Here is a 20,232-nt window from a genome sequence, read left to right on the forward strand (position 1 = left end):
CGGGCCCACCGCGCCCGAGCGCCCGGGAGGTTCCAACCGACCCCCGGGCTCTCGTGACGTGGGCTGCTACCTCTTGCCGCAGAGCTTGGGGTTCTTCACGCAGGCCACGGCCAGGCACTCGCTGGCGGAGCGCTGGGCGCAGCCCTTCTGGCACTTGGAGGGCGAGGTGCTGAAGTCGCATTGCGGGTCGTTGCACGTGTTGCGCTCGGCCACGGTCAGCGCGTCGCAGGGGCTGTTCAGGTAGGTGCTGATGGGCTCGGGGTGGGACACGCCGTCGTCGTCGCTGCAGACCTCGAAGTCGCCGTCGCCCTGGACCTTGGCGCCGTCATTCACGGCGCAGCGGGGCGCCTGGGCGCTGGAGCTGCCGGGCTCGCAGGGCCCCACGGTGCGGGCCAGACAGCCGTAGGCCCTCACGCCGCTGATGGTGGCGTTGGCGCAGATGCGCGAGGCCAGGTGCTCGTCCCCGGCAATCCAGTCCTTGGCGAAGCAGGCGTGGACGTTCTGGTACGGGTAGCCGGCGAAGTTCGGCTTGGTGAGCTGGGGCAGGAAGGTGTCCATGTTGATGAAGACCTCCACGGCCAGGGCCTTCATGTCGAAGAGGTTCCCGAAGAAGGCGCCCTCGCGGAAGGTGAAGGCGCCGAAGGACGCGGCGGGGTAGCGGCCGGCCGTCGCGGCGGGGCTCACCCACGAGCCCGGCGCCTCCGCGCGGTCATAGGGCGCGGACATGACGCTGTACTTGCCGCCCCGGGGGCAGGTGAACGTCGCGCTGGGGGCGTCGCCGCCGCAGTCGTTCTTCTCCGCCGCGGCCAGGGCGTTGCCGGCCTCGCAGCCAAAGGGCTCCTTGCACACGCGCAGCACCCGGTGGCCCGAGCCGGAGCCGAGCACGCCGGTGCAGGTGCCCGGCCTCGGCGCGCCAGCGCCCACCGTCACCTGCGTGCCCGCGCTGCAGGCACCCACGCCCTCGCCCACCCAGCCACACTCCTCATTCAGTCCGGAGCCGCCCCTGTCACAGGGCAGGAACATGGGGTGCCATTGCTTGGTGTCGCCGGTGGGGTTGAAGGTCCGGTCGTCCCGGGGGTCCTCTCCGCGCATGGAGATCTCCACCGTGTGGCCATAGGCGTTGTTGCGCGACAGCAGGCACGCGCTCACGTAGCCCAGGCACTCCTTGCTGGGGGCCTGGTACTCCCACTCGGAGCACAGCCCCACGCCTCCGGTGAAGGTGTACAGGTTGCCCTTGCGGTCCTTCCACTCCACCGCGGACGTCGCGGGCAGCGCGCACTCGACCAGGTAGTGCATGACGTTGCGCGCGGCCGGGTCCTCAAGCTGGTACCTGAGTCGCGCGTCGATTTCGAAGGATCGCGAGGCCAGCGGCTCCGAGGTGAGCGCCTCGAGGGAGCGCACGTTGGTGGTGAGCGCGTTGAAGGCCAGGTCCGCGGTGGAGAGCGAGTTGAGGATGCGGATGCCCGGCTCGGCGTCGGCGCGGGACAGCGGCAGCAGCGCGGCCAGACACACGAGGGCGGCCAGCAGGGGCCTGAAGGAGGCTTGAGGGAGGAAGGGCGACATGGAGACGGGACCTCGCGCGGAAGAAGACTCGAGGGACGCGAGGTAGCACACGGCGGGCCGACGCCCGCTCCGCAGTATTTCCGTGAGGTTGCGCTCCGTGGCGCCCCGGGACTGTTGTTTCCAGGTCCACAGGGGCCGGGGCCGGTGTGGACCTGGAGGCCACGTCGGGAGCGCCTGGGCCCGTCAGCGGCGCGCGCTCTTCTTGCCCTTGGGCGAGCCCGCGCGTCGCGGCTCCGAGCGGCCCTGATTCTGGGGAGCCTCGTCGGGAGCCAGGGAGCAGGCCGCCGCGGCCGTCATGGCCTCCGCCCGAGCGCTCTGGTGTTGCTGCTCCAGCACGCGCAGCCGCCGGGCCATGGCCTCGCGCAGGGCCTGCAGCTCCGCCACGCGGGCCTCGGACTCGGCCGCCTCGCGCTCCAGCTGGGCGCCGCGCTCGGCCAGCGCGGACACCGAGCGGGTACTGGCCCAGGTCGCCGTCGCGCCCAGCAGGCACACGCCCGCGAGCAGACCCCAGGGCAGCCACGCCCGGCGCCACCGCGCCGCCTCGTTTCGCCGCGTCGCTTCCATGCCCGCCCAAGGCTAGCGAGCCACCCGCTGTAGGCCTCAAGGTGACGGCCCTGCCACTCGGGATTTACAGGGCGGCCTCAAGTTTACAGGGCCGAAATGAAGTCACGGGCTTGATTCAGAACCCGGGCCGGGGCGTCATCCGGCCCCTTTCCTCCAACTTCGGGAGTCGGTGGGCTGATGGCGATTGCTTGCGTGGTGCTGGACTTCGACGGGACCTTCACGGACGTGGCGACGGAGAGCGCGCCCTTCTTGAAACACTTTCGTGACGGGCTGGTCCGCGCACTGGGGCAGGGGGTGGAGCAGGCCTGGGAGGAGGAGGTCGCCGCGCTGCGCGCGGGAGCCGACCTGCTGGGGTGGAACCTGGGTGGCAAGGTGGTGGCCCCCGCGACGGCGGACCCGTACCTGACGGCCACGACGGCGGCGCACCGCATCTTCCAGCGGCTGTCCGTGGGCACCGACGAGGTGACGCGCTCGGAGGCCGTGCAGACGATGTATCGCGAGTCCTACGTGCACTCGGCCACGGCCTTCAAGCCGGAGGCGAAGGAGGTGCTGGAGGCGCTGCTCGCCACGGGCCTGCCCATCACCGTCGTCACGAACGCGCACACGGAGCTGGTGGAGAAGAAGCTGGACACCCTGGCGCCCAAGGGCCGCGAGCGGCTGAAGGTCTCCGGCGACGCGCGCAAGTTCTTGTTGGATGCGCCGGACGTGTCGGACGCGCGCTTCGACGCGCTGCCGGAGACGCAGGTGCTGGAGGGCGTGCTGCGCCGGCCCGTCTACCTGCGCCGGGGCCGCTACTTCGAGGCCCTCAAGCGCATCTGGGACACCACCGGCACGCGGCCCGAGGACACGCTGGTGGCCGGCGACATCTACGAGCTGGACCTGGCGCTGCCGGCCGCGTTGGGCGCGCACGTGCAGCTCGTCGCCCGCGACAACGTGTTGCCGTACGAGCTGAAGGCCATCGAGGCGCTGGGCGCTCGCGGTGGCGTGGACAAGAGCCTGCTCGCCATCCTGCCGCGCCTGCGCTGAAGCGGCCCTGGGCCGATATGCTCCCGAGAGGCGCGGCGTTGACGAGCCTGTCGTCCGCCGCGCCCTTTTCGTTGGGGCCAGGGAGCCCGCCATGTCCACCCGCCGCTCGCTGTCGTCGTGCCTCCTCGCCGCCTGCGTGTCCGCCTGCGCGACGTCGCAACAGGTCGCGCTGGAGGGGCCCACGCTCGGCGTCCAGCGTCCGGCGCGGGAGGCTGGCTGCGCGTTCGAGGTCTTCGAGGAGCGCGAGCCTCCGCGTCCCTACGCCGAGCTGGGCACCCTGGCGGTGACGGGCAACGAGTACCTGGACAAGCAGGGCCGCAAGGAGCTGCTCCAGGAGACCGCCTGCCTGATGGGCGCGGACGCCGTGCTGCTGCCGCGCCCCGCCGAGCGGAAGGTGGCTGGCGGGCAGCGCGTGAGGGAGTACGAGGCCCGCTTCGTGGCCTGGACGGACGTGCCCGCCCGAGTGTCCGCGAGCGACGAGCCGCCACCCCTCCACCAGCGCCCCCCGCCCACGGCGGAGGAGGGCTACCTCATCATCCCCGTGGACCCGGAGTGGACCGGCGAGTCCATCGGCACCGTGGTGCGCGAGGTGAAGCCCGCCGCCGACGCGAAGCCGTAGCCAGGAAGCTCCAGGGCACGAGCAAGCGCGCACGCCGGAAACACGAAGCCCCGCGTCCCAGGGAAGGGAGCGCGGGGCTCGGTGCGACGGGGCCTTACCGGCCGGAGTCCTTAGACCTTCGCGCCCGGGGTGGGCTGGAAGACGTCGTTGAACTCCACGATGGCCTTGTTCAGCGAGGCCTTGATGTCGCCGGTCAGCTCGCGCTTGGAGGCGATGTCCTTCGAGAGGTTCGGGTACTTGCCGTCCGTGAAGTCCAGGAACTCACGCATCCAGCGCACCACGTCCGCGACGGGAACCTCGCGAATCCAGCCGCGCTTCTTGGGGTCGTCGCGGTTGGTGGCGGCGTAGATCTGCATGACCTGACGCTCGACGGCCAGCGGCTCGTACTGGCCCTGCTTGAGCAGCTCCACCATGCGGGCGCCGCGGGCGAGCGTCTCCTGCGTGGCCTTGTCCAGGTCCGAGCCGAACTGGGAGAAGGCGGCCAGCTCGCGGTACTGCGCGAGCTCCAGCTTCATGGTGCCGGCCACCTGCTTCATGGCCTTGATCTGCGCGGCGGAACCGACGCGGGACACCGACAGACCGACGTTGATGGCCGGGCGGACGCCGGCGAAGAACAGGTCCGTCTCGAGGAAGATCTGCCCGTCGGTGATGGAGATGACGTTCGTCGGGATGTAGGCGGACACGTCGCCGGCCTGCGTCTCGATGATGGGGAGCGCCGTGAGCGAGCCCGCGCCCTCTTCGTCGGACAGCTTCGCGGCGCGCTCCAGCAGGCGGCTGTGCACGTAGAACACGTCGCCGGGGTACGCCTCACGACCCGGGGGGCGGCGCAGCAGCAGCGACAGCTGGCGGTACGCCACGGCCTGCTTGGACAGGTCGTCGTAGATGATGAGGGCGTGCATCTTGTTGTCGCGGAAGTACTCGCCGATGGCCACGCCGGCGTACGGCGCGAAGAACTGCATCGGGGCCGGGTCGGAGGCGTTGGCCGCCACCACCGTGGTGTACTCCATGGCGCCGAAGCGGTTGAGCTTCTCCACCACCTGGGCGACCGTCGACTGCTTCTGGCCGATGGCCACGTAGATGCAGTAAACGTTCAGGCCCTTCTGGTTGATGATGGTGTCGATGGCGACGGCCGTCTTGCCCGTCTGGCGGTCACCGATGATGAGCTCGCGCTGACCACGACCCACCGGCACCAGCGCGTCCAGCGCCTTGATGCCCGTCTGCAGCGGCTCGTGCACGCTCTTGCGCTTCACGATGCCGGGCGCCTTCACTTCCAGGCGGCGCGACTCCGTGGACTCGATGGGGCCCTTGCCGTCCAGGGGCAGACCGAGCGGATCCACCACGCGGCCCAGCAGGCCCTTGCCCACCGGAACGGAGGCGATCTGCTGGGTGCGCTTGACGGTGTCGCCCTCGCGGATGGCCTGGAAGTCGCCCATGATGGCGACGCCGACGTTGTCCTCCTCGAGGTTCAGCACGAGGCCCTTCACGCCGTTGGTGAACTCCACGAGCTCACCGGCCTGCACGCCCTCGAGCCCGTAGATGCGCGCGATACCGTCGCCCACGGACAGCACGGTGCCCGTCTCCGCGACGGTGACCTTCTTGCCGTAGTCCTTGATCTGCTCCCGGATGATTCTGCTGATCTCGTCGGCGCGGATTTCCATGGGCGTTTTGCGTCCTCGAACAGGGGGCGGGCCGGGTCGGTTCGGGTCCGCCGAAAGCTAGAAGTCGGGGCCCCTTACCACGCACCCCTACCCGCTGCAATGCGCACGACATGGGGGCTCGTGGCGTCAGCGACCGGGGGGCTCGCGGGGCAGCCAGACGACGAAGCGGGTGCCACCCTGGGAGGACTCCACCGTGAGGCGTCCCCCGTGGGCCACGGCCACCTGCCGGGCGATGTACAGCCCCAGGCCCAGGCCCTCCGCGCTGGCGGGACGGCCTCGTCGGAAGGGCTCGAAGAGGGTGGCGTGGTCCTCCACCGGCACCGCCAGTGAGTCATTGCGGATGGAGAGCGTCACGCCCCCCACCGCGCCCACCAGCTTCAACAACACGGGCGTGGTGTCCGCGCTGTGCTGCAGGACGCTGCCCAGGAGCGTGTCCGCGAGCTGCGTCAGTCGCGTCTCGTCCCAGTGGCCGCGCAAGTCTCCCTGCGTCTCCATCAACAGGGTGCGGCCGGGGTGGGCCTGTCGCCGCTCCTCCAGCACCCGCTCCACCAGCCGGTCCAGCATCAGCGACTCCGGACGCACCGGCAGTCCGCCAGCCAGCCGGGCCCGGGTGAAGTCCAAGAGCTCGTGGATCATCCGCTCCATCCGCCGGGCCGCCTGGGCCATGTGCCCCACCAGCCGCTGCTGGGGCTCCTCCATCCCCCCGAGCCGCTGCAGGGCGCCGGTGCCCATCTGGATGGTCTGCAGGGGCGTCCTCAAGTCGTTGCCCACCACGCCCAGCAGCTGCTCCCGGAAGTGCTCGGTGCGCTCGGCGCGCTCCTCCGCCGCCTTGCGCCCGCTGATGTCCCAGATGGCGGCCAGCCGCACCTGCCGGCCCTCCCACGACACGTGCTTGCCCAGCACCTCCAGCGGAATGCGCTGGCCGTCCCGGCGCACGCACATCACCTCGTAGGGCGTCTCCACCCCGCGGGCGACGGCGGACATGACGGCGGGGCGGTACTCCGGCGCCACCCACTCCACCATGTGGTGGCCGATCAGCTCCCGGGGCGAGTCATGGCCCAACAGGTGCGCCAGGGCGCGGTTGGCGTCCAGGATGACGCCGTTCTCATGCAGGAAGTGCCCGTCGCAGGCCACGTCCGCGAGGCTGCGCATGTGCGACTCGCGCTCGCGCAGCCGCGTCTCCTCGCGCACGCGCTCCGTGTCGTCGCGCATCCACAGCACCACGCCCGTGAGCACGCCGGCCTGGTGCGCGGGGGACAGGCCCACGCGCAGGTTCAGCTCCCCGCTCGCCGGCGACAGCATGCCGGTCAGCGGCGCCTCCACCACGTTCTCACCCGAGAGCGCGCGCGACAGCAGCGGGGCCAGGGACGCCGCCACCTTGGGCCACACGTCGACGAGGGGACGTCCCAGATACGCCCGCACCTCCATGCCGGACAGCGTCGCCAGCGCGCCATTCACCCACACGGGCCGCAGCTCCCTGTCCAGCAGGGCGATGCCACAACCTGTCGCGTTCAGCACCGCGCCAAGGAAGGGCCAGGCCTCTTCGGGGGCGACCGCGAAGTGCGGGCCACCGGCAAGGGGGTGAAACAGGGACTGCGGCATGTTGAGGTCGTCCAGAAAACCCGGGGTTACCCCGTGTTCCTCTGAGTATACCTCTGACCCAGGGCTACGGGAAATGCCGGTTTGCCCCGGACTGCGGGGTGCAGGGACGACCTGCGGAGTGGGTCGCCAGGCGGCGACCCGTACTCCCGGTGCTGCTAGTGCTGCTTCAGCGTGCGGCGCATCTCTTCCAGCTGAGTGCGGAGGCTGCCGTCGTAGAGGATGCTGCCCACCTGGGCGGACACGCCGCCGAGGAGGCTGGGGTCCACGCGCGTCTCCAGGATGACGTCGCGCTGGGTGATCTGCTGGAGCGTCTGGCGGAGCTCGGCCAGGGTGTCCGCGGACAGCACGGCGGCGGTGGTGACGTTGCCGCGCACGCGCCCGGCCCGGACGTCGGCCATGTCGCGGAAGACGCGGGCGATGTCGGCGACGTAGGGCAGGCGGTTGCGGTCCACCAGCAGCCGCAGGGTGTTGGCCAGCACGGGCTCCAGGTTGGGGACCAGCTTCATGACCCCCTCCACCACCTGGGCGCGCTGGGCGCGTGAGTAGACAGGGTTGTGAAGCACGTCCGTCATCTCCGCGTTCTTCGCGAAGATGTCCGCGAAGGAAGAGAGCTGCTCGGCGACGGCGTCGATGCGGCCCACCTCCGACGAGACGTCGAGGAGAGCACGGGCGTAGCGGCGGGCAATGGACACGTTCACCATGGCGGTCGCGCCCTTAGCATGGTGCCCCAGGGCCGTCCACCTCCGCCGCCAACGTGCTCGGACGGACAGGGAAGCGACGTGCGGAGGGCAGGTCTTACGAGAGGGGGCTTGGCGAGGAGGCGGCAAGACCCGTACCGTGGGGTCCCGACCGCCCCCATGCACGACCCCGTCATCGGCATCGACCTGGGTACCACCAACAGCGCCGTCGCCACCGTGGAGGACGGCCGACCGCGCCTGATCCCCTCGCGCGCGGGAGGCCGCCTCACGCCTTCCGTGCTCGGTGTGACGAAGGCCGGCGAGCGCGTCGTGGGGCAGCAAGCCCAAGCGCTCGCGGAGGAGCATCCCGACTCCGTTGTCTGGGCCACGAAGCGCTTCCTTGGCCGGCGCTACACGCCGGAGCTGGTGCAACAAGCAAAGGCCCTCGTTCCTTATCCATTGGTCGCCGGCCCCTCGGGCGACGTGCGCGTGAAGCTGGCCGGGCGGGTGCTGCCCGTCACCCAGGTCTCCGCCATGATTCTGGGGGAGCTGGCGCTCGACGCGCAGGCGCACTTCGGCCGCACCGTCACCAAGTGTGTCATCACCGTCCCCGCCAACTTCGACGACAACCAGCGACAGGCCACGCGTGAAGCGGCCACCATCGCCGGGCTGGACGTCGTCCGGTTGGTGAACGAGCCGACCGCGGCGGCGCTCGCCTACGGCCTGTCGCGTGGCTTCGAGGGCAGCGCGCTGGTGTTCGACCTGGGCGGCGGCACGTTCGATGTCTCCATCCTCGACGTGAAGTCCGGCGTCTTCGAGGTGCGCGCCACCGGTGGCGACCCGCGCCTGGGTGGAGAGGACTTCGACCAGCGCATCGTCCAATGGCTGCTGGCGCAGGTGGATGACGAGCTCCGCCATGTCGTGTCCCAGGATGCGCAGAGCCTGCGGCGCCTGAAGGTCGCGGCGGAGGCGGCCAAGCGCGAGCTGACGGAGCATGAAGAGGCGACCGTCACCGTGTCGGGGCTGGGCGACCATGCCACGGGCGGGCGGCGCACCGAGCTGGAGACGGTGCTCACGCGCTCCTTCTTCGAGACGCTGTCGGAGCCGCTGTCGCGCCGCTGCCTGGAGGTGTGTCAGGGCGTGATGCGCGAGGCGAAGATGGACCCGCGCTCGGTGGACGTGGTGCTGCTGGTGGGCGGCATGACGCGCGTGCCGCTGGTGCGTCGGCTGGTGGCGGACTTCTTCGGCCGCGCGCCTTCCACGGACGTGCACCCGGACGAGGCCGTGGCGCTGGGCGCGGCGGTGCAGGCGGACGAACTCCTGCGCCAGTCGGGCCAGGCGCTGCTGTTGGATGTGGCCAGCCAGAGCCTGGGCGTGGGCGTGCTGGGCGGACGCGTGAAGCGGCTCATCGCGAAGAACACGGGCGTGCCCGTCGTCGCGCGCGACATCTTCTTCCCCGGGACGTCCGGCCAGGCCGAGGCGCGCATCCCCGTGTACCAGGGGGAGAGCGAGTTCCAGGACGAGAACCACAAGCTGGGCGAGGTGGTGCTCAAGAACCTGCACGTGGCCGCGCGCGGTGACGTGCCGCTGGAGGTCGTCTTCGAGCTGTCCGGCGAGGCCATCCTGTCCGTGAAGGCCACGGACCTCACCACTGGCAACATGGAGACGGTGCGCCTGGAGGCGCGCGCGGGCCTGCCACACGGCGAGGCGGAGAAGCTGGGCGCGGAGCAGGCGAACTACGCGAAGTCGCAGGGCGTGGTGGACGCGAAGCGCGCGGAGGAGCTGTTCCGCAAGCTGCTGGAGCGCGGCGAGAAGCTGGCGCGGATGCTCCAGAAGAGCGCGCAGGAGAACCCCAGCCCGGAGGCCGAGGCCGCGGTGGGCACGGTGCAGCGGCTGCTCGACGGCGGGCGCTCCGCGCTGGACGGCAAGGACGCGGCGAAGTGCGCCGCCATTGCCCGTCAGCTCACGCAGTTGTTGTCCGGCAAGCAGGAGCCGCGCGCCTGACCATGAATGCTCCCACCTCCACCACGCGCGAGGCCGTGTTCGTGGTGGACGACTCGCGCACGGCTCGCGAGGTGGTGAGGCTGCACCTGGCGCGGCTGGGCTGTGAGCCGGTGACGCTGGATGGCGGCGAGGCGTGTCTGTCCGAGCTGGCGCGCCGCGCGCCCATGCTCATCCTGATGGACCTGCGCATGGAGCGCATGCAGGGCGACGAGGTGTGCCGCGCGGTGAAGGCGCACCCGGCCGGCCGCAACGTGCCCGTCATCATGTTCACCTCCGCGGGCGAGCCGCACGAGGTCATGCACTGCTGGCGCGCGGGCGCCGACGACTTCCTGCCCAAGCCCGTGGCGCTGGAGGCCCTCCAGGCGAAGCTGGTGGCGGTGCGCGGCGCCAAGGAGCGCGCGAAGGAAGGCCCGCCGAAGGGCCGCCGCATGCTGCTCGTCGAAGGCGGCCGCTTCCTGCACACCTTCATGGGCGGCGCGCTGGAGCAGGAGGGCCTGCACGTCCTCTACGCGCGCGACGCGGTGGACGCGGAGAAGCTCGCCAGCGAGCACTCAGCCCAGCTCGACGGCTTCCTCGTGGATGTCTCCCGCGCGCCGCGCGAGACGCTGGCCCTGGCCGCGAAGCTGCGCGACGCGAACCCGAAGAAGCCGCTGGTGCTGCTGTCGCGCGCGGAGGAGTCCTCGGAGGTGCTGGCCCGCGCGCAGGCGCTCGCCGGGGCGCCGCTCCTGGAGAAGCGGCACCTGGGCGCGGATGAGCTCCTGGCGCGCGTGCTGTCGCGGCTCGTCCCGGAGCGCGTGCCCCTGCGCGCCGCGGAGCGCGTGCCCTTCTTCACCGTGGTGGAGTTCGCCCCGGTGGGCGGTGGCGCGACGCTGACGGGCTTCAGCCACGACGCCAGCCCCGACGCCCTCTTCGTGCGCACCCTCACCCCCGCGCGCGAGGGGACGAAGCTGACGTTGAAGGTGCTGCTCGCCGGCCAGCGCACGCCCTGCTCGGCCGAGGCCACCGTCGTCTGGTCCAACCCGCCGCGCACCCCGGGCCCCTTCCGTGCTCCGGCCGGCATGGGCCTGCGACTGGAGCGCATGGACCCTGCGCTGACGCAGCAGTTCGTCCGCTTCGTGCCCAGGACCCACGGTTTTCCCCCCTCGGGGACTCCTCGCGCCTCAGGTTTCTGAGAGCCCTCTTCACCCGCAACCCCCTGGAAACCCCGGAGTCCTCTGTCAGCCCGGTGCTGGCATGACGGTGGCAAGAGCGCGCCCGGACCGCGCAGCCATCCGGACGTGGCGGGCTGGACAAGCCAGCTCGCGCACCGGGTGGGGCCAAGACGCGACAAGGGAGGAGCCTCATGCGGCAATGGAAGCGCTACGGGTGGGTGGGACTGGCGGCGGTGGCGGCGGTGGGCTGCGGGGATGACCGCGAGTACCCGAAGGTGGAGAACGAGCCGGTGCAGCAGCAAGCCCGGCTGGAGTCCTTCGAGGACTGTGCTCCGCTGGAGCAGTACATCGAGGACACGGCGACCCGGCGGATGCGCGCGACGTTGGAGTCGATGCGGCCCCGCAACAGTGGTTGGTGGTTCGGTGACGGCTCGATGCCTCCCATGGCGGACGCCCCTCAGGAGGGCGACGCCAGCTCGGGTGGCGGCTCGCCGCGCGGGCCGAATGACTACACGGGCACCAACAACCAGGTGGCCAACGTGCACGAGGCGGACTTCGTGCAGAACGACGGCACCCGCATCTTCGTGCTGTCCGGGCCCCGGCTGTACCTGCACCGCTCCTGGCCCGCGGAGCAGCTCACCCTGGCCTCGTCGATGGAAATCCAGGGCTGGCCCCGGGAGATGCTCTACGACAAGGAGCGCCAGCGGCTGGTCATCACCTCGCAGGTGGATGGCGACCGTCCGGGCCGCTCCACCGGGTGGGGTGACACCTTGACCGGTGGCGCGCCCGTCATGGACTGCGCCGGCTTCCGGTGTGGCTACATGGGTGGCGACACGCTGAAGGTGACGGTGGTGGACGTGTCGGACCTGGCTTCGCCCAAGGTGAAGCAGCAGGTGTTCCTGCCGGGTGGGTACCTCAGCGCCCGTCGCGTGGACGGCGCGGTGCGGCTGGTGCTGTCGGACGACTTCCGCTGGCCGTCGGACGTGCGCTTCTATCCGGAGTACTCGCCGTCGCTGGAGCGCGACAAGGACAAGATGAACGCCGCCATCGATGGGCTCCTCGCCAAGAACGAGCAGCTCATCCGGGCGCAGACGCTGGCGGACTGGGTGGCTCCGGGCAAGCACGTGGCCGAGGACGGAACCGTCACGGCGCTGCCCGTGTCGTGCGGTGACTTCTACCGCTCCAACGCGCCCACGGGGCTGGGCTTCGTGACGGTGCTGTCGTTGGATTTGGACGCCGCGGAGGGCGCGGCGCCGCTGGGCCGCACCAGCATCGTGTCGGCGCCCGGCACGGTGTACGCGTCACCCGACGCGCTCTACCTGGCGGCGTCCCACTGGTGGTGGTGGCCGGAGGCGAACCAGTCCGACCACACGTACCTGCACAAGTTCGACCTCGGTGAGCCGAACCGCGCGGTGTACGCGGGCAGCGGCACGCTGGAGGGCAGCCTGGTGAACCAGTTCGCCATGGACGAGCACGAGGGCGTGCTGCGCGTGGCCACCACGGTGAGCACCTGGCGCGCCGTCAACCCGACCAGCAACGGCAATGACGGCGTGTCGACCCCCACCTCGATGGAGACCCACAGCCGCGTCGTCACGTTCGGCACGACGGGCGGACACCTCCAGGAGCTGGGCCGCAGCGAGGACCTGGCGCCGGGCGAGCGCATCTTCAGCGCGCGCTTCGTGGGCAAGAAGGGCTACGTCGTCACCTTCCGTCAGACGGACCCGCTCTTCACCTTCGACCTGAGTGACCCCGCGCACCCGCGCAAGGTGGGCGAGCTGAAGATTCCGGGCTTCTCCACGTACATCCACCCGCTGGGTGACACGCACCTGCTCACCTTCGGCGAGGACCGCGCCGAGGACGGGAGCTGGACGAACCGCGCGCTGAAGCTGTCGCTGTTCGACGTGACGGATTTGGCCCACCCGAAGGAGGCCTTCACGCATCGGATGGGCGGGATGAGCAGCTACAGCGACGCGCAGGGCGACCACAAGGCGTTCAACTTCTTCCCCGCCAAGGGTCTGCTGGCCCTCCCCTTCACGGACTGGGACTACAGCGGGTACGACTACTGGACGGGCTTCAAGAGCGAGCTGCGCGTGTTCCGCGTGGACACCGCCACGGGCTTCACGCCGGTGGGCGCGCTGTCGATGAAGGACGTGTACCAGAGCTTCAACGAGCCGCAGTGGAACTGGTACTGGTCGCCCTCCGTGCGCCGCAGCGTCATGGCGGACGACTACGTGTACGCCATCACCGACGCCGGCATCCGCGCGTCGAAGGTGACCTCGCTCCAGACGCCGGTGGCGACCACGCGCTTCCAGCCGCCCGTGCGCTGACGTCGCACCCGCGTCGACACGAGCGTGACGTGACAGGTCGGGGCCCTCGGGACAGTGGATGTCCGGGGGCCCCGTTGTTTTTCCGGAGCCCGTCCACCACCGGGGCAGGTCAGGTGGGCGAGCGGCGAGGCGTCCCTCGCGATTGGCGCATTCCATGCCGGAAGGCGCTATAGGCCGGGCCGTCATGTCCACCGCCGTCGTTCCGCCCCAAACCGACGTCCGTACCCCTCTTCGCACCGAGTTCCGGGCCCTGACGAAGCTGGCGGTGCCCATCGCCATCGCCCAGGGCGGGCAGGCGCTCATGGGGCTGGTGGACACGCTGGTGATGGGTCATGCGGGCACGTCCGCGCTGGCCTCCGCGGGCCTGGGCAACGGCCTCTTCTTCGCCGTCAGCAGCTTCGGCATGGGGCTGATGATGGGGTTGGACCCCTTGCTGTCCCAGGCCATCGGCGCGCGCAACGAGTCCCGAGCGCGGGCGCTGTTATGGCAGGGCGGCTGGCTGGCGTTGGCGGCCGGTGTGGTGCTGTGGATGGTGTTGCTGACGACGCCGGCCGTGCTCCCCTGGGCGGGAATCGTGGAGCCGGAGCTGCAGCAGACGAAGGACTACCTGGTGTGGCGCGCACCCTGCCTGCCGCTGATGCTGGCCTTCATGACGGTGCGCACGTACCTGACGTCCACCGCGAACATCCGCCCGCTGGTGGTGGCCACGCTGGCGGCCAACGTGGTGAACCTCCTGGCGGACCTGCTGCTCGTCTTCGGCGGCGCGGGGCTGCCCGAGTGGACGGGCCCGCTGCGGCTGGTGCCGGCGCTGGGCGTGGTGGGCGCGGCGGTGGACTCGGTGCTGTGCACGGCGCTGCAGCTGGGCATCGTCCTCTGGGCGGTGCGCCGCATGCCCGCGCCGGAGACGAAGCCGACGCGCAGGCCGGTGTGGGCGGACCTGGCGCAGGCGGCGCGCATCGGCACTCCCGCGGGGCTGCACATCGCCGCGGAGATTGGCGTCTTCGCGCTGGCGGGGGTGCTGTCCGCGGGCCTGGGGCCCGCGAGCATGGGCGCGCATCAAATCGCCATCGCCTTCTCCAGCCTCACCTTCACGGTGGCGGTGGGCATCGGCAACGCGGGCAGCGTGCGCGTGGGCTGGGCGGTGGGCGCGCACGACACCCCGCAGGCCCGGCTCAGCGGCTTCATGGCCTTCGCCAGCGGCGCGGGCTTCATGGCCCTGGGTGGGCTGCTCTTCGCCATCTTCCCCTTGCCCCTTGCGAAGCTGGCCGGCGCACCGGCTGACGTGATTCCGCTGGTGGTGCCGCTCTTGATGGTGAGCGCCGTCTTCCAGGTGTTCGACGGCGTGCAGGGCGTGGGCGCGGGCGTGCTGCGCGGCGCCGGAGACACGCGCTTCACCTTCGTGGCCAACATGGTGGGGCACTACGCCATCGGCCTGCCGCTCACGTGGCTGCTCGGCTTCAAGCTGGGGATGGGCGTGGTGGGCATCTGGTGGGGCCTGTGCGCGGGGCTCATCGTGGTGGCCCTGGCGCTGCTCTGGCGCTTCCACCGGGTGAGTGCCGGAACGCTGCGCCCGCTCGAGTCCTGAGCGGGCCCGGGCCCGGGCCTTCTGGGCTCGGGTTCGGTGCCTACCAGGGCAGGTACTGCTGAATCATCTCCCGCCACACGGGCCAGTCGTGATTGCCGCCCTGCCAGACTGCGAGCTGGTGGGCCAGGTCCTTCTTCCACAGCAGGCTGGAGAGGTGCTCGTTGGAGCCACGGCAGAAGTCGTGCTCGCCCACCGCGAGCACCATCTCCACGCGCTGGAGCGCGGCGAGCTGCTGGCCGTCGGTGACGTTGGGCAGCCACTGCGTGGCGGAGTGGTAGTAGACGTCCGGGTCGTGGTGGCCGTCGAGGAACTCGTCCGTCTCGAACTTGCCGCCCATGGAGATGAGCCGTCGGAAGACGTCCGGGTGGCGCAGGCCCACGTTGTACGTGTGGAAGCCGCCGAAGCTGCATCCGGCCAGGGTGAGCCGGCCTCCCGTGCTCCGGCTCAGGAGCAGCGGCACCACCTCGTGCAGCAGGTAGGCCTCCCACTCCTGGTGGCGGGCGATGCGGTCATGCGGATGGATGGACGTGTTGAACCACGACTCCTCGTCCACCGAGTCTGGACACACGACGACGTAGCGGCCGGACTGGATGCGGTCGGCGATGGCGCCGATGAGGCCGAAGTCCTCGGCCTGGTAGAAGCGCCCCCGACTGGTGGGGAGCAGCAGCACCGGTTCCCCGGAGTGGCCGAAGAGCAGCAACTCCATGTCCCGATGCAGGCGCTCGCTGTGCCAGCGGAGGTATTCGCGGTTCATGGGCGGCAACTTAACCGCGCCGCGTCAAGGACTGGCAATGGCATGCGGGCTTCTCGTCCGCACTACGTACGAGTGAACACCTCGCGCCCCCAGGGTCCTCCCTGTCCCACCCCAGTCCGTGGGGGCGCGTCGTGCTCAGTCCGGCCAGTTGCCTTCGAGCGGATGGGGCCCGTCGGTGAAGGCGCGCACCAGGTGCGTGCCGCCGACGAAGGCGCCGGCCCAGGAGCCGCCCTTGCCGCCGAAGGACTCCTCGCGGTCTCCGCGTGAGCGCAGCTTGTTGATGCCGACCTTGTAGGCGTGGAGCCGCGCGGCGATGCGCTCGGCGAGGTCGGGGTCGTCCGTCGCCACGGAGGCCACGAGCGCGCCGTTGGAGACGTTGGCCTCCCTGACCAGCTCCTCCTCGGAGTCGACGGAGATGAGCAGGTCGATGGGACCGAAGGGCTCGCGCCGGTACAGCTCGCTGTCGCGGTGGACGCCGAAGAGCAGGGTGGGCGGGAGGTATGCGCCGCGCTCCTGCTGGGCGGTGAAGGCGTCCTCCGCGAGCTCGCCCTGATACAGCACCGCGGTGCCCTGCTCCTGGGCGTCGGTGATGAGCGCGCGCAGCTCCTCGACCTTGCTCGGTGAGATGAGCGGACCGAAGTCCACGGGCGCGCCCAGGAGCGGATTGCCGACGCGCAACGTCGACACGGCGTCCACGTACGTGCGCACGAACTTGGGGACGAGGGATTGTTCGACGACCCAGCGCGTGTAGGCGGTGCAGCGTTGCTTGCCGAAGTCGAAGCCCGCGCGAATCTGCTGGCCGAGCTTGTCCCAGTCCGTGAAGGAGGTGATGGCGTAGGCATTCACGCCTTCCATCTCCAGCGCGTAGCGCTTGTCCGTGGCGCGCAGGCGGCGGTGGACCTCGGCGCCGTTGGCCCGGCCGCCGATGAAGGCGACGCCCGCGATGCGAGGGTGGCCGACGAGTGACTCGGAGAGGTCCCTGCCGCGTCCACCGGCGAGCGAGACAGGCAGCTTCGCGCGTCGCAGCAGGGCGAAGGCGATGGTGAGCGAGACACCGCCACCTTGCGTCGGAATCTTCGCGATGACCGAGTTGCCCGCGAGCGTCTGGACGAGCACGTTGAGCAGCAGCACGGAGAAGGGATAGTTCCAGGAGGCGATGTTCGACACGAGGCCGAGCGGCTGCCGGCTCTCGAGCATCGGGCCAATCTGCTCCAGGTACCACTCGATGCCAGCGAGACACCGGTCCACGTCGTTGTAGGCCGTGGGCAGCGTCTTGCCGATATCCCACGCGAGGATTCGCACGAGCAGGTCGCGGTGCTCCTTGAGCAGGTCCACGGCCGCGATGACGGCGCGTCTGCGGTCCTCGAGGGAGCGGGCCGTCCAGGGGATGAACTCGGAGGCGGCCTTCTCGACGCCCGTGGCGACCTGGGCGGCGTCGAGCAGCGGCAGCTCGGCGAGGACCTTGCCGTCGATGGGAGAGATGGCGTCGAACCAGGCGGGTGGCTTGACCCAGGCTCCCGCGATGGGAGAGAGCAGCCGTCCTTGAGAGTCGAAGGCCTCTGGAACCACGCGTCTGGCTTCGGCCAGCAGACGGCGGCTTTCGAGATGAAGAAGGGGCTCGCCAACGAGTTCGGTATCCAGCACGGTGAACCTCCTCGCGCGTCGGGATTCGCTCTGAATCCACTGAAGCCGAGACTCATGACGAGCCGCGGCGTGGGCGGAATATCGTCACGCATCGCCAGTCTGTCTGGGCAGGCAGGCGAGGGCCCGGCGGGACGGTGGAGATTGGCACGCTGAGCAGGCGAGGGAGCGGACACGATGATTCGGCTGAGTGCGCAACAGAAGGTCCAGAGGCTGCTTCGAGTCTTCACGCGAGGAGGCGGGCCGGGTGAGCGGACCCGCTCGTTCGAGGACTTCCCCGTGGAGGTGCGGGGACAGCTCCTGGAGCTGGCGAGGCTGCGCGAGGGTGAGCTTCCGGTGCTCGCGTGCGTGCTGGAGGAGACGCGGTGGGTGCTGCTCACCACGAGCCGGGTGGTGATTCGTCGAGCCGAAGGCGTGCAAGAGGTCGACTGGGGCGAGCTCAAGAACGCGACGACGGATGACTTGCGCGTGGATGCCGCGTTGGCCTCGGGAGCGCGCGGGAAGCTGGCGCTGAACAGGCTGAAGCTGGTGCGACATGAAGGCGAGGCCGTCGAGCTGGAGCTGGAAGCGGGCCCTCCGTTCTTCGGGCTGTGGAACGCGTTGAAGGCCGTGGCTTCTCCGGACTCACCGAACTGGATGCAGTGAAGTCACCAGTGCTGTCCATACCCCCTGGGGAGTAGAGACGCCCCGCGCGGGTGATGACATACCTCGGCGCGATGTGAGGAATTGACCGCTCCGCGCGCCGCGCGGAGACGGCCTCTTCATGGGTGCTGTACGGTGATTGAGATGACCTGGGAGGTTCGGCCAGGTCATGGGGGTGGCGATGGCAGAGGATGGGACGCCGCGCACGGTGACGGGAGAGCCGCTCGCTCATGTCACGGAGACGATGCGACCGCATCTGCTCCGGGAGCATCTGGAGGCGGTAGGGAACCTCGCGCAGGAGTTCGCGGCTCGCGAGGACATGCGCGTGTCAGCGCTTGCGGCGGGGCGCTGGCACGACCTGGGAAAATACAGACGCCGCTTCCAGTTCCGCATCCGGCAGGAGAATGGCTTCGAGGCGCATCTCGAAGGCGCGGATGAGGATGCATCGACGGACCGAGACCACGCGACCGTCGGGGCGCTGTGGGCGCTGGGCGTGGACCCCAGGCTCCTTCCCGTGGCGATGGCCATCGCGGGACACCATGGGGGACTGCCGGACCGGGAGAAGTTCAGGGAGCGTGTCCTGCGTCCGGAGAAGAAGGCGCTCCTCCAGGAGGCCCTGGCCCCGGGCATTCCCGAGGACCTTCGCGCGTCACCAGCGGGACTGTCCGTCGAGCCCTTGCTGAAGCTCTCGCCGCACCGGCTCGAGTTCTGGACGCGGATGCTCTTCTCGTCGCTCTGTGACGCCGACTTCCTCGACACCGAGGCGTTCTTCGACTCCGCCCGTGGCACGGAGCGGCGGGTCGGCGTGACGCTGGAGCAGCTCGCCGCCGCGCTGCGTGCCTTCATGGACAAGAAGCAGAGTGGGGCACTGGACACGGAAGTGAACCGTGTGCGCCGGGAGGTGCTCTCCGCGGTGTTCGAGGCGGCGCCGAGTCCTCCTGGGGTCTTCAGCCTCACCGTGCCGACAGGGGGTGGGAAGACGCTCGCGTCCATGGCCTTCGCGCTGGAGCATGCTCGGGCTCATGGGCTTCGGCGCGTCATCGTCGCCATCCCCTACACATCCATCATCGAGCAGAGCGCCGCGGTGTATCGGGAGGCGTTCGGTGCGCACGGAAGCGCGGTCATCGAACACCACTCGGCGGTGGACCCGGGACGTGAGACGGCGCTCAACCGGGTGGCCAGTGAGAACTGGGATGCGCCGGTCGTCGTTACCACCACGGTGCAGCTCCTGGAGAGCCTCTTCGCGAATCGTCCGTCGGCGTGTCGCAAGCTGCACAACATCGCTCACAGCGTCATCGTGCTCGATGAGGCGCAGACGCTTCCGCCGGCGCTCCTGATGACCATCTTGGATGGACTGGGCACGCTGGTGGAGGACTACGGGTGCTCGGTGGTCATCTGCACGGCGACCCAGCCCGCGCTGGGGCGACGGCCGGAACTGCCGATGGGGTTCCCGGCCGTTCGCGAGCTGGTGCCACCAGCGGTGCGCGCGTTCGAGCGCCTTCGCCGCGTGAAGGTTCAATGGCCCAAGGGGCGGGAGCAGACCTCCTACGCCGAGCTGGCGGAGGCCGTGGCGCGCGAGCAGGACGTGCTCGCGGTGGTCCACAAGCGTGATGACGCGCGCGGGCTCTATGAGCGGGTGGAGGCCCTGCTCGGGAATCCCGGGACGACGCTGCACCTGTCCGCGCTGATGTGTCCCGAGCACCGCTCGCGAGTGCTGCGGGACATCAAGGCGCGCAAGCAGCGCGGGGAGCCCGTGCGACTGGTGGCGACCCAGTTGGTGGAGGCGGGGGTGGACCTCGACTTCCGCGTCGTCTACCGGAGCATGGCGGGACTGGAGGCGCTCGCGCAGGCGGCGGGGCGGTGCAACCGCGAGGGGTTGTTGGAGGGGCTCGGGGAGCTGCGCGTCTTCGAGGCGGAGTCGGAAGCTCCTCGCGGAGTCCTCCAGACGGCGCTGGGCGTCGCGAGGACGATGCTGGCGCAGCGGCCGGACCTGGACCTGTTCGCGCCCGAGAGCTTCAAACGCTACTTCGAGCGGCTCTACGCCACGGCGGTCAGCGACGGCAAGGGCATCCAGGACATGCGCAAGGCGCTGCGCTTCGAGGCGGTCTCCGAGCACTTCAAGCTCGTGGAGGACACGTGGAGCGCGCCTGTCGTCGTGCCCTACGCGGGCTGTGAGCCGTTGCTCCAGGAGCTGCGGTTGCTGGGGCCTTCGCGCGACCGCTTGCGGGCCTTGCAGCGCTTCACGGTGACGGTGCCGCGCAAGGTGCGCGAGGCGTGGGTGTCGCGCGAGCTGGCGCGGTTCATCGCGGACACGGTGGTGTTTCTCGGGCCGGAGCATGAGCCCGCGTACGACGAGAGGTTCGGCCTGGTGCCGACCCGGGTCGGAGTGCTCGACCCGGGAGTGCTCATCCCCGGTTGA

Annotated in this window: 15 protein-coding genes; 8 read left to right on the top strand and 7 right to left on the bottom strand. The window is 70.2% G+C overall.

Going from position 1 to position 20,232, the window contains the following annotated elements; translation table 11 throughout:
* Positions 1-66: 66 nt before the first annotated feature.
* Positions 67-1,563 carry a hypothetical protein gene (locus ACN469_RS15630; protein ID WP_498768650.1) on the bottom strand — a complete coding sequence of 499 codons (1,497 nt, stop codon included), beginning with the start codon at positions 1,561-1,563 and terminating at the stop codon, positions 67-69.
* Positions 1,564-1,746: 183 nt separating this feature from the next.
* On the bottom strand, positions 1,747-2,127 hold the full coding sequence (locus tag ACN469_RS15635) for a hypothetical protein (protein WP_498768652.1): 381 nt from the start codon (positions 2,125-2,127) through the stop codon (positions 1,747-1,749).
* Positions 2,128-2,304: 177 nt separating this feature from the next.
* Between ACN469_RS15635 and ACN469_RS15640 the strand changes: the two genes are divergently transcribed.
* Positions 2,305-3,153, top strand: coding sequence for an HAD family hydrolase (locus ACN469_RS15640; protein WP_498768654.1), 849 nt, complete (start codon positions 2,305-2,307; stop codon positions 3,151-3,153).
* Between the two features lie 91 nt (positions 3,154-3,244).
* A complete protein-coding gene (locus tag ACN469_RS15645; RefSeq protein ID WP_498768656.1) occupies positions 3,245-3,772 on the top strand; it encodes a hypothetical protein in 528 nt (175 codons plus the stop codon).
* 110 nt (positions 3,773-3,882) lie between these two features.
* On the opposite strand, the gene atpA is transcribed toward ACN469_RS15645, so the two are convergent.
* The 3 genes from atpA to atpH all read right to left on the bottom strand — a co-directional run bounded on the left by atpA (position 3,883) and on the right by atpH (position 7,733).
* Complete coding sequence (gene atpA, locus ACN469_RS15650) at positions 3,883-5,430, bottom strand: F0F1 ATP synthase subunit alpha (protein WP_498768658.1); 1,548 nt, start codon at positions 5,428-5,430, stop codon at positions 3,883-3,885.
* Between the two features lie 126 nt (positions 5,431-5,556).
* On the bottom strand, positions 5,557-7,032 hold the full coding sequence (locus ACN469_RS15655; protein WP_498768660.1) for a PAS domain-containing sensor histidine kinase: 1,476 nt from the start codon (positions 7,030-7,032) through the stop codon (positions 5,557-5,559).
* Positions 7,033-7,187: 155 nt separating this feature from the next.
* Complete coding sequence (atpH, locus tag ACN469_RS15660; protein ID WP_498768662.1) at positions 7,188-7,733, bottom strand: ATP synthase F1 subunit delta; 546 nt, start codon at positions 7,731-7,733, stop codon at positions 7,188-7,190.
* A gap of 156 nt (positions 7,734-7,889) precedes the next feature.
* Between atpH and ACN469_RS15665 the strand changes: the two genes are divergently transcribed.
* The 4 genes from ACN469_RS15665 (at position 7,890) to ACN469_RS15680 (ending at position 14,776) form a co-directional block, all read left to right on the top strand.
* A complete protein-coding gene (locus tag ACN469_RS15665; protein ID WP_498768664.1) occupies positions 7,890-9,713 on the top strand; it encodes an Hsp70 family protein in 1,824 nt (607 codons plus the stop codon).
* Positions 9,714-9,715: 2 nt separating this feature from the next.
* A complete protein-coding gene (locus ACN469_RS15670) occupies positions 9,716-10,885 on the top strand; it encodes a TIGR02266 family protein (RefSeq protein WP_498768666.1) in 1,170 nt (389 codons plus the stop codon).
* Between the two features lie 170 nt (positions 10,886-11,055).
* A complete protein-coding gene (locus tag ACN469_RS15675; protein ID WP_498768668.1) occupies positions 11,056-13,191 on the top strand; it encodes a beta-propeller domain-containing protein in 2,136 nt (711 codons plus the stop codon).
* A gap of 184 nt (positions 13,192-13,375) precedes the next feature.
* Positions 13,376-14,776: an MATE family efflux transporter gene (locus ACN469_RS15680; RefSeq protein WP_498768670.1), complete on the top strand. Its 1,401-nt coding sequence runs from the start codon at positions 13,376-13,378 to the stop codon at positions 14,774-14,776.
* Between the two features lie 40 nt (positions 14,777-14,816).
* Here ACN469_RS15680 and ACN469_RS15685 read toward each other — a convergent pair whose 3' ends face one another.
* Entirely contained in the window at positions 14,817-15,530 is a 714-nt protein-coding gene (locus ACN469_RS15685) for an esterase family protein (protein ID WP_498768672.1), read from the bottom strand.
* 135 nt (positions 15,531-15,665) lie between these two features.
* Positions 15,666-17,174 carry an aldehyde dehydrogenase family protein gene (locus ACN469_RS15690; protein WP_498768674.1) on the bottom strand — a complete coding sequence of 503 codons (1,509 nt, stop codon included), beginning with the start codon at positions 17,172-17,174 and terminating at the stop codon, positions 15,666-15,668.
* A 174-nt stretch (positions 17,175-17,348) separates the two neighbouring features.
* Between ACN469_RS15690 and ACN469_RS15695 the strand changes: the two genes are divergently transcribed.
* A complete protein-coding gene (locus tag ACN469_RS15695) occupies positions 17,349-17,816 on the top strand; it encodes a hypothetical protein (RefSeq protein WP_498768676.1) in 468 nt (155 codons plus the stop codon).
* A 178-nt stretch (positions 17,817-17,994) separates the two neighbouring features.
* Positions 17,995-20,232 carry a CRISPR-associated helicase Cas3' gene (gene cas3, locus ACN469_RS15700; protein ID WP_498768708.1) on the top strand — a complete coding sequence of 746 codons (2,238 nt, stop codon included), beginning with the start codon at positions 17,995-17,997 and terminating at the stop codon, positions 20,230-20,232.

The organism is Corallococcus terminator (genome assembly GCF_049194865.1).
GTDB classification, from domain to species: Bacteria; Myxococcota; Myxococcia; order Myxococcales; family Myxococcaceae; genus Myxococcus; species Myxococcus terminator_A.

Coding starts and splice junctions, on each gene's coding strand:
- ACN469_RS15655 (WP_498768660.1), bottom strand. CDS start 7,032: ATGCCGCAGTCCCTGTTTCACCCCCTTGCCGGTGGCCCGCACTTCGCG.
- ACN469_RS15695 (WP_498768676.1), top strand. CDS start 17,349: ATGATTCGGCTGAGTGCGCAACAGAAGGTCCAGAGGCTGCTTCGAGTC.
- cas3 (WP_498768708.1), top strand. CDS start 17,995: ATGGCAGAGGATGGGACGCCGCGCACGGTGACGGGAGAGCCGCTCGCT.
- ACN469_RS15665 (WP_498768664.1), top strand. CDS start 7,890: ATGCACGACCCCGTCATCGGCATCGACCTGGGTACCACCAACAGCGCC.
- ACN469_RS15685 (WP_498768672.1), bottom strand. CDS start 15,530: ATGAACCGCGAATACCTCCGCTGGCACAGCGAGCGCCTGCATCGGGAC.
- ACN469_RS15640 (WP_498768654.1), top strand. CDS start 2,305: ATGGCGATTGCTTGCGTGGTGCTGGACTTCGACGGGACCTTCACGGAC.
- ACN469_RS15675 (WP_498768668.1), top strand. CDS start 11,056: ATGCGGCAATGGAAGCGCTACGGGTGGGTGGGACTGGCGGCGGTGGCG.
- atpA (WP_498768658.1), bottom strand. CDS start 5,430: ATGGAAATCCGCGCCGACGAGATCAGCAGAATCATCCGGGAGCAGATC.
- ACN469_RS15670 (WP_498768666.1), top strand. CDS start 9,716: ATGAATGCTCCCACCTCCACCACGCGCGAGGCCGTGTTCGTGGTGGAC.
- ACN469_RS15630 (WP_498768650.1), bottom strand. CDS start 1,563: ATGTCGCCCTTCCTCCCTCAAGCCTCCTTCAGGCCCCTGCTGGCCGCC.
- ACN469_RS15635 (WP_498768652.1), bottom strand. CDS start 2,127: ATGGAAGCGACGCGGCGAAACGAGGCGGCGCGGTGGCGCCGGGCGTGG.
- ACN469_RS15645 (WP_498768656.1), top strand. CDS start 3,245: ATGTCCACCCGCCGCTCGCTGTCGTCGTGCCTCCTCGCCGCCTGCGTG.
- atpH (WP_498768662.1), bottom strand. CDS start 7,733: ATGGTGAACGTGTCCATTGCCCGCCGCTACGCCCGTGCTCTCCTCGAC.
- ACN469_RS15680 (WP_498768670.1), top strand. CDS start 13,376: ATGTCCACCGCCGTCGTTCCGCCCCAAACCGACGTCCGTACCCCTCTT.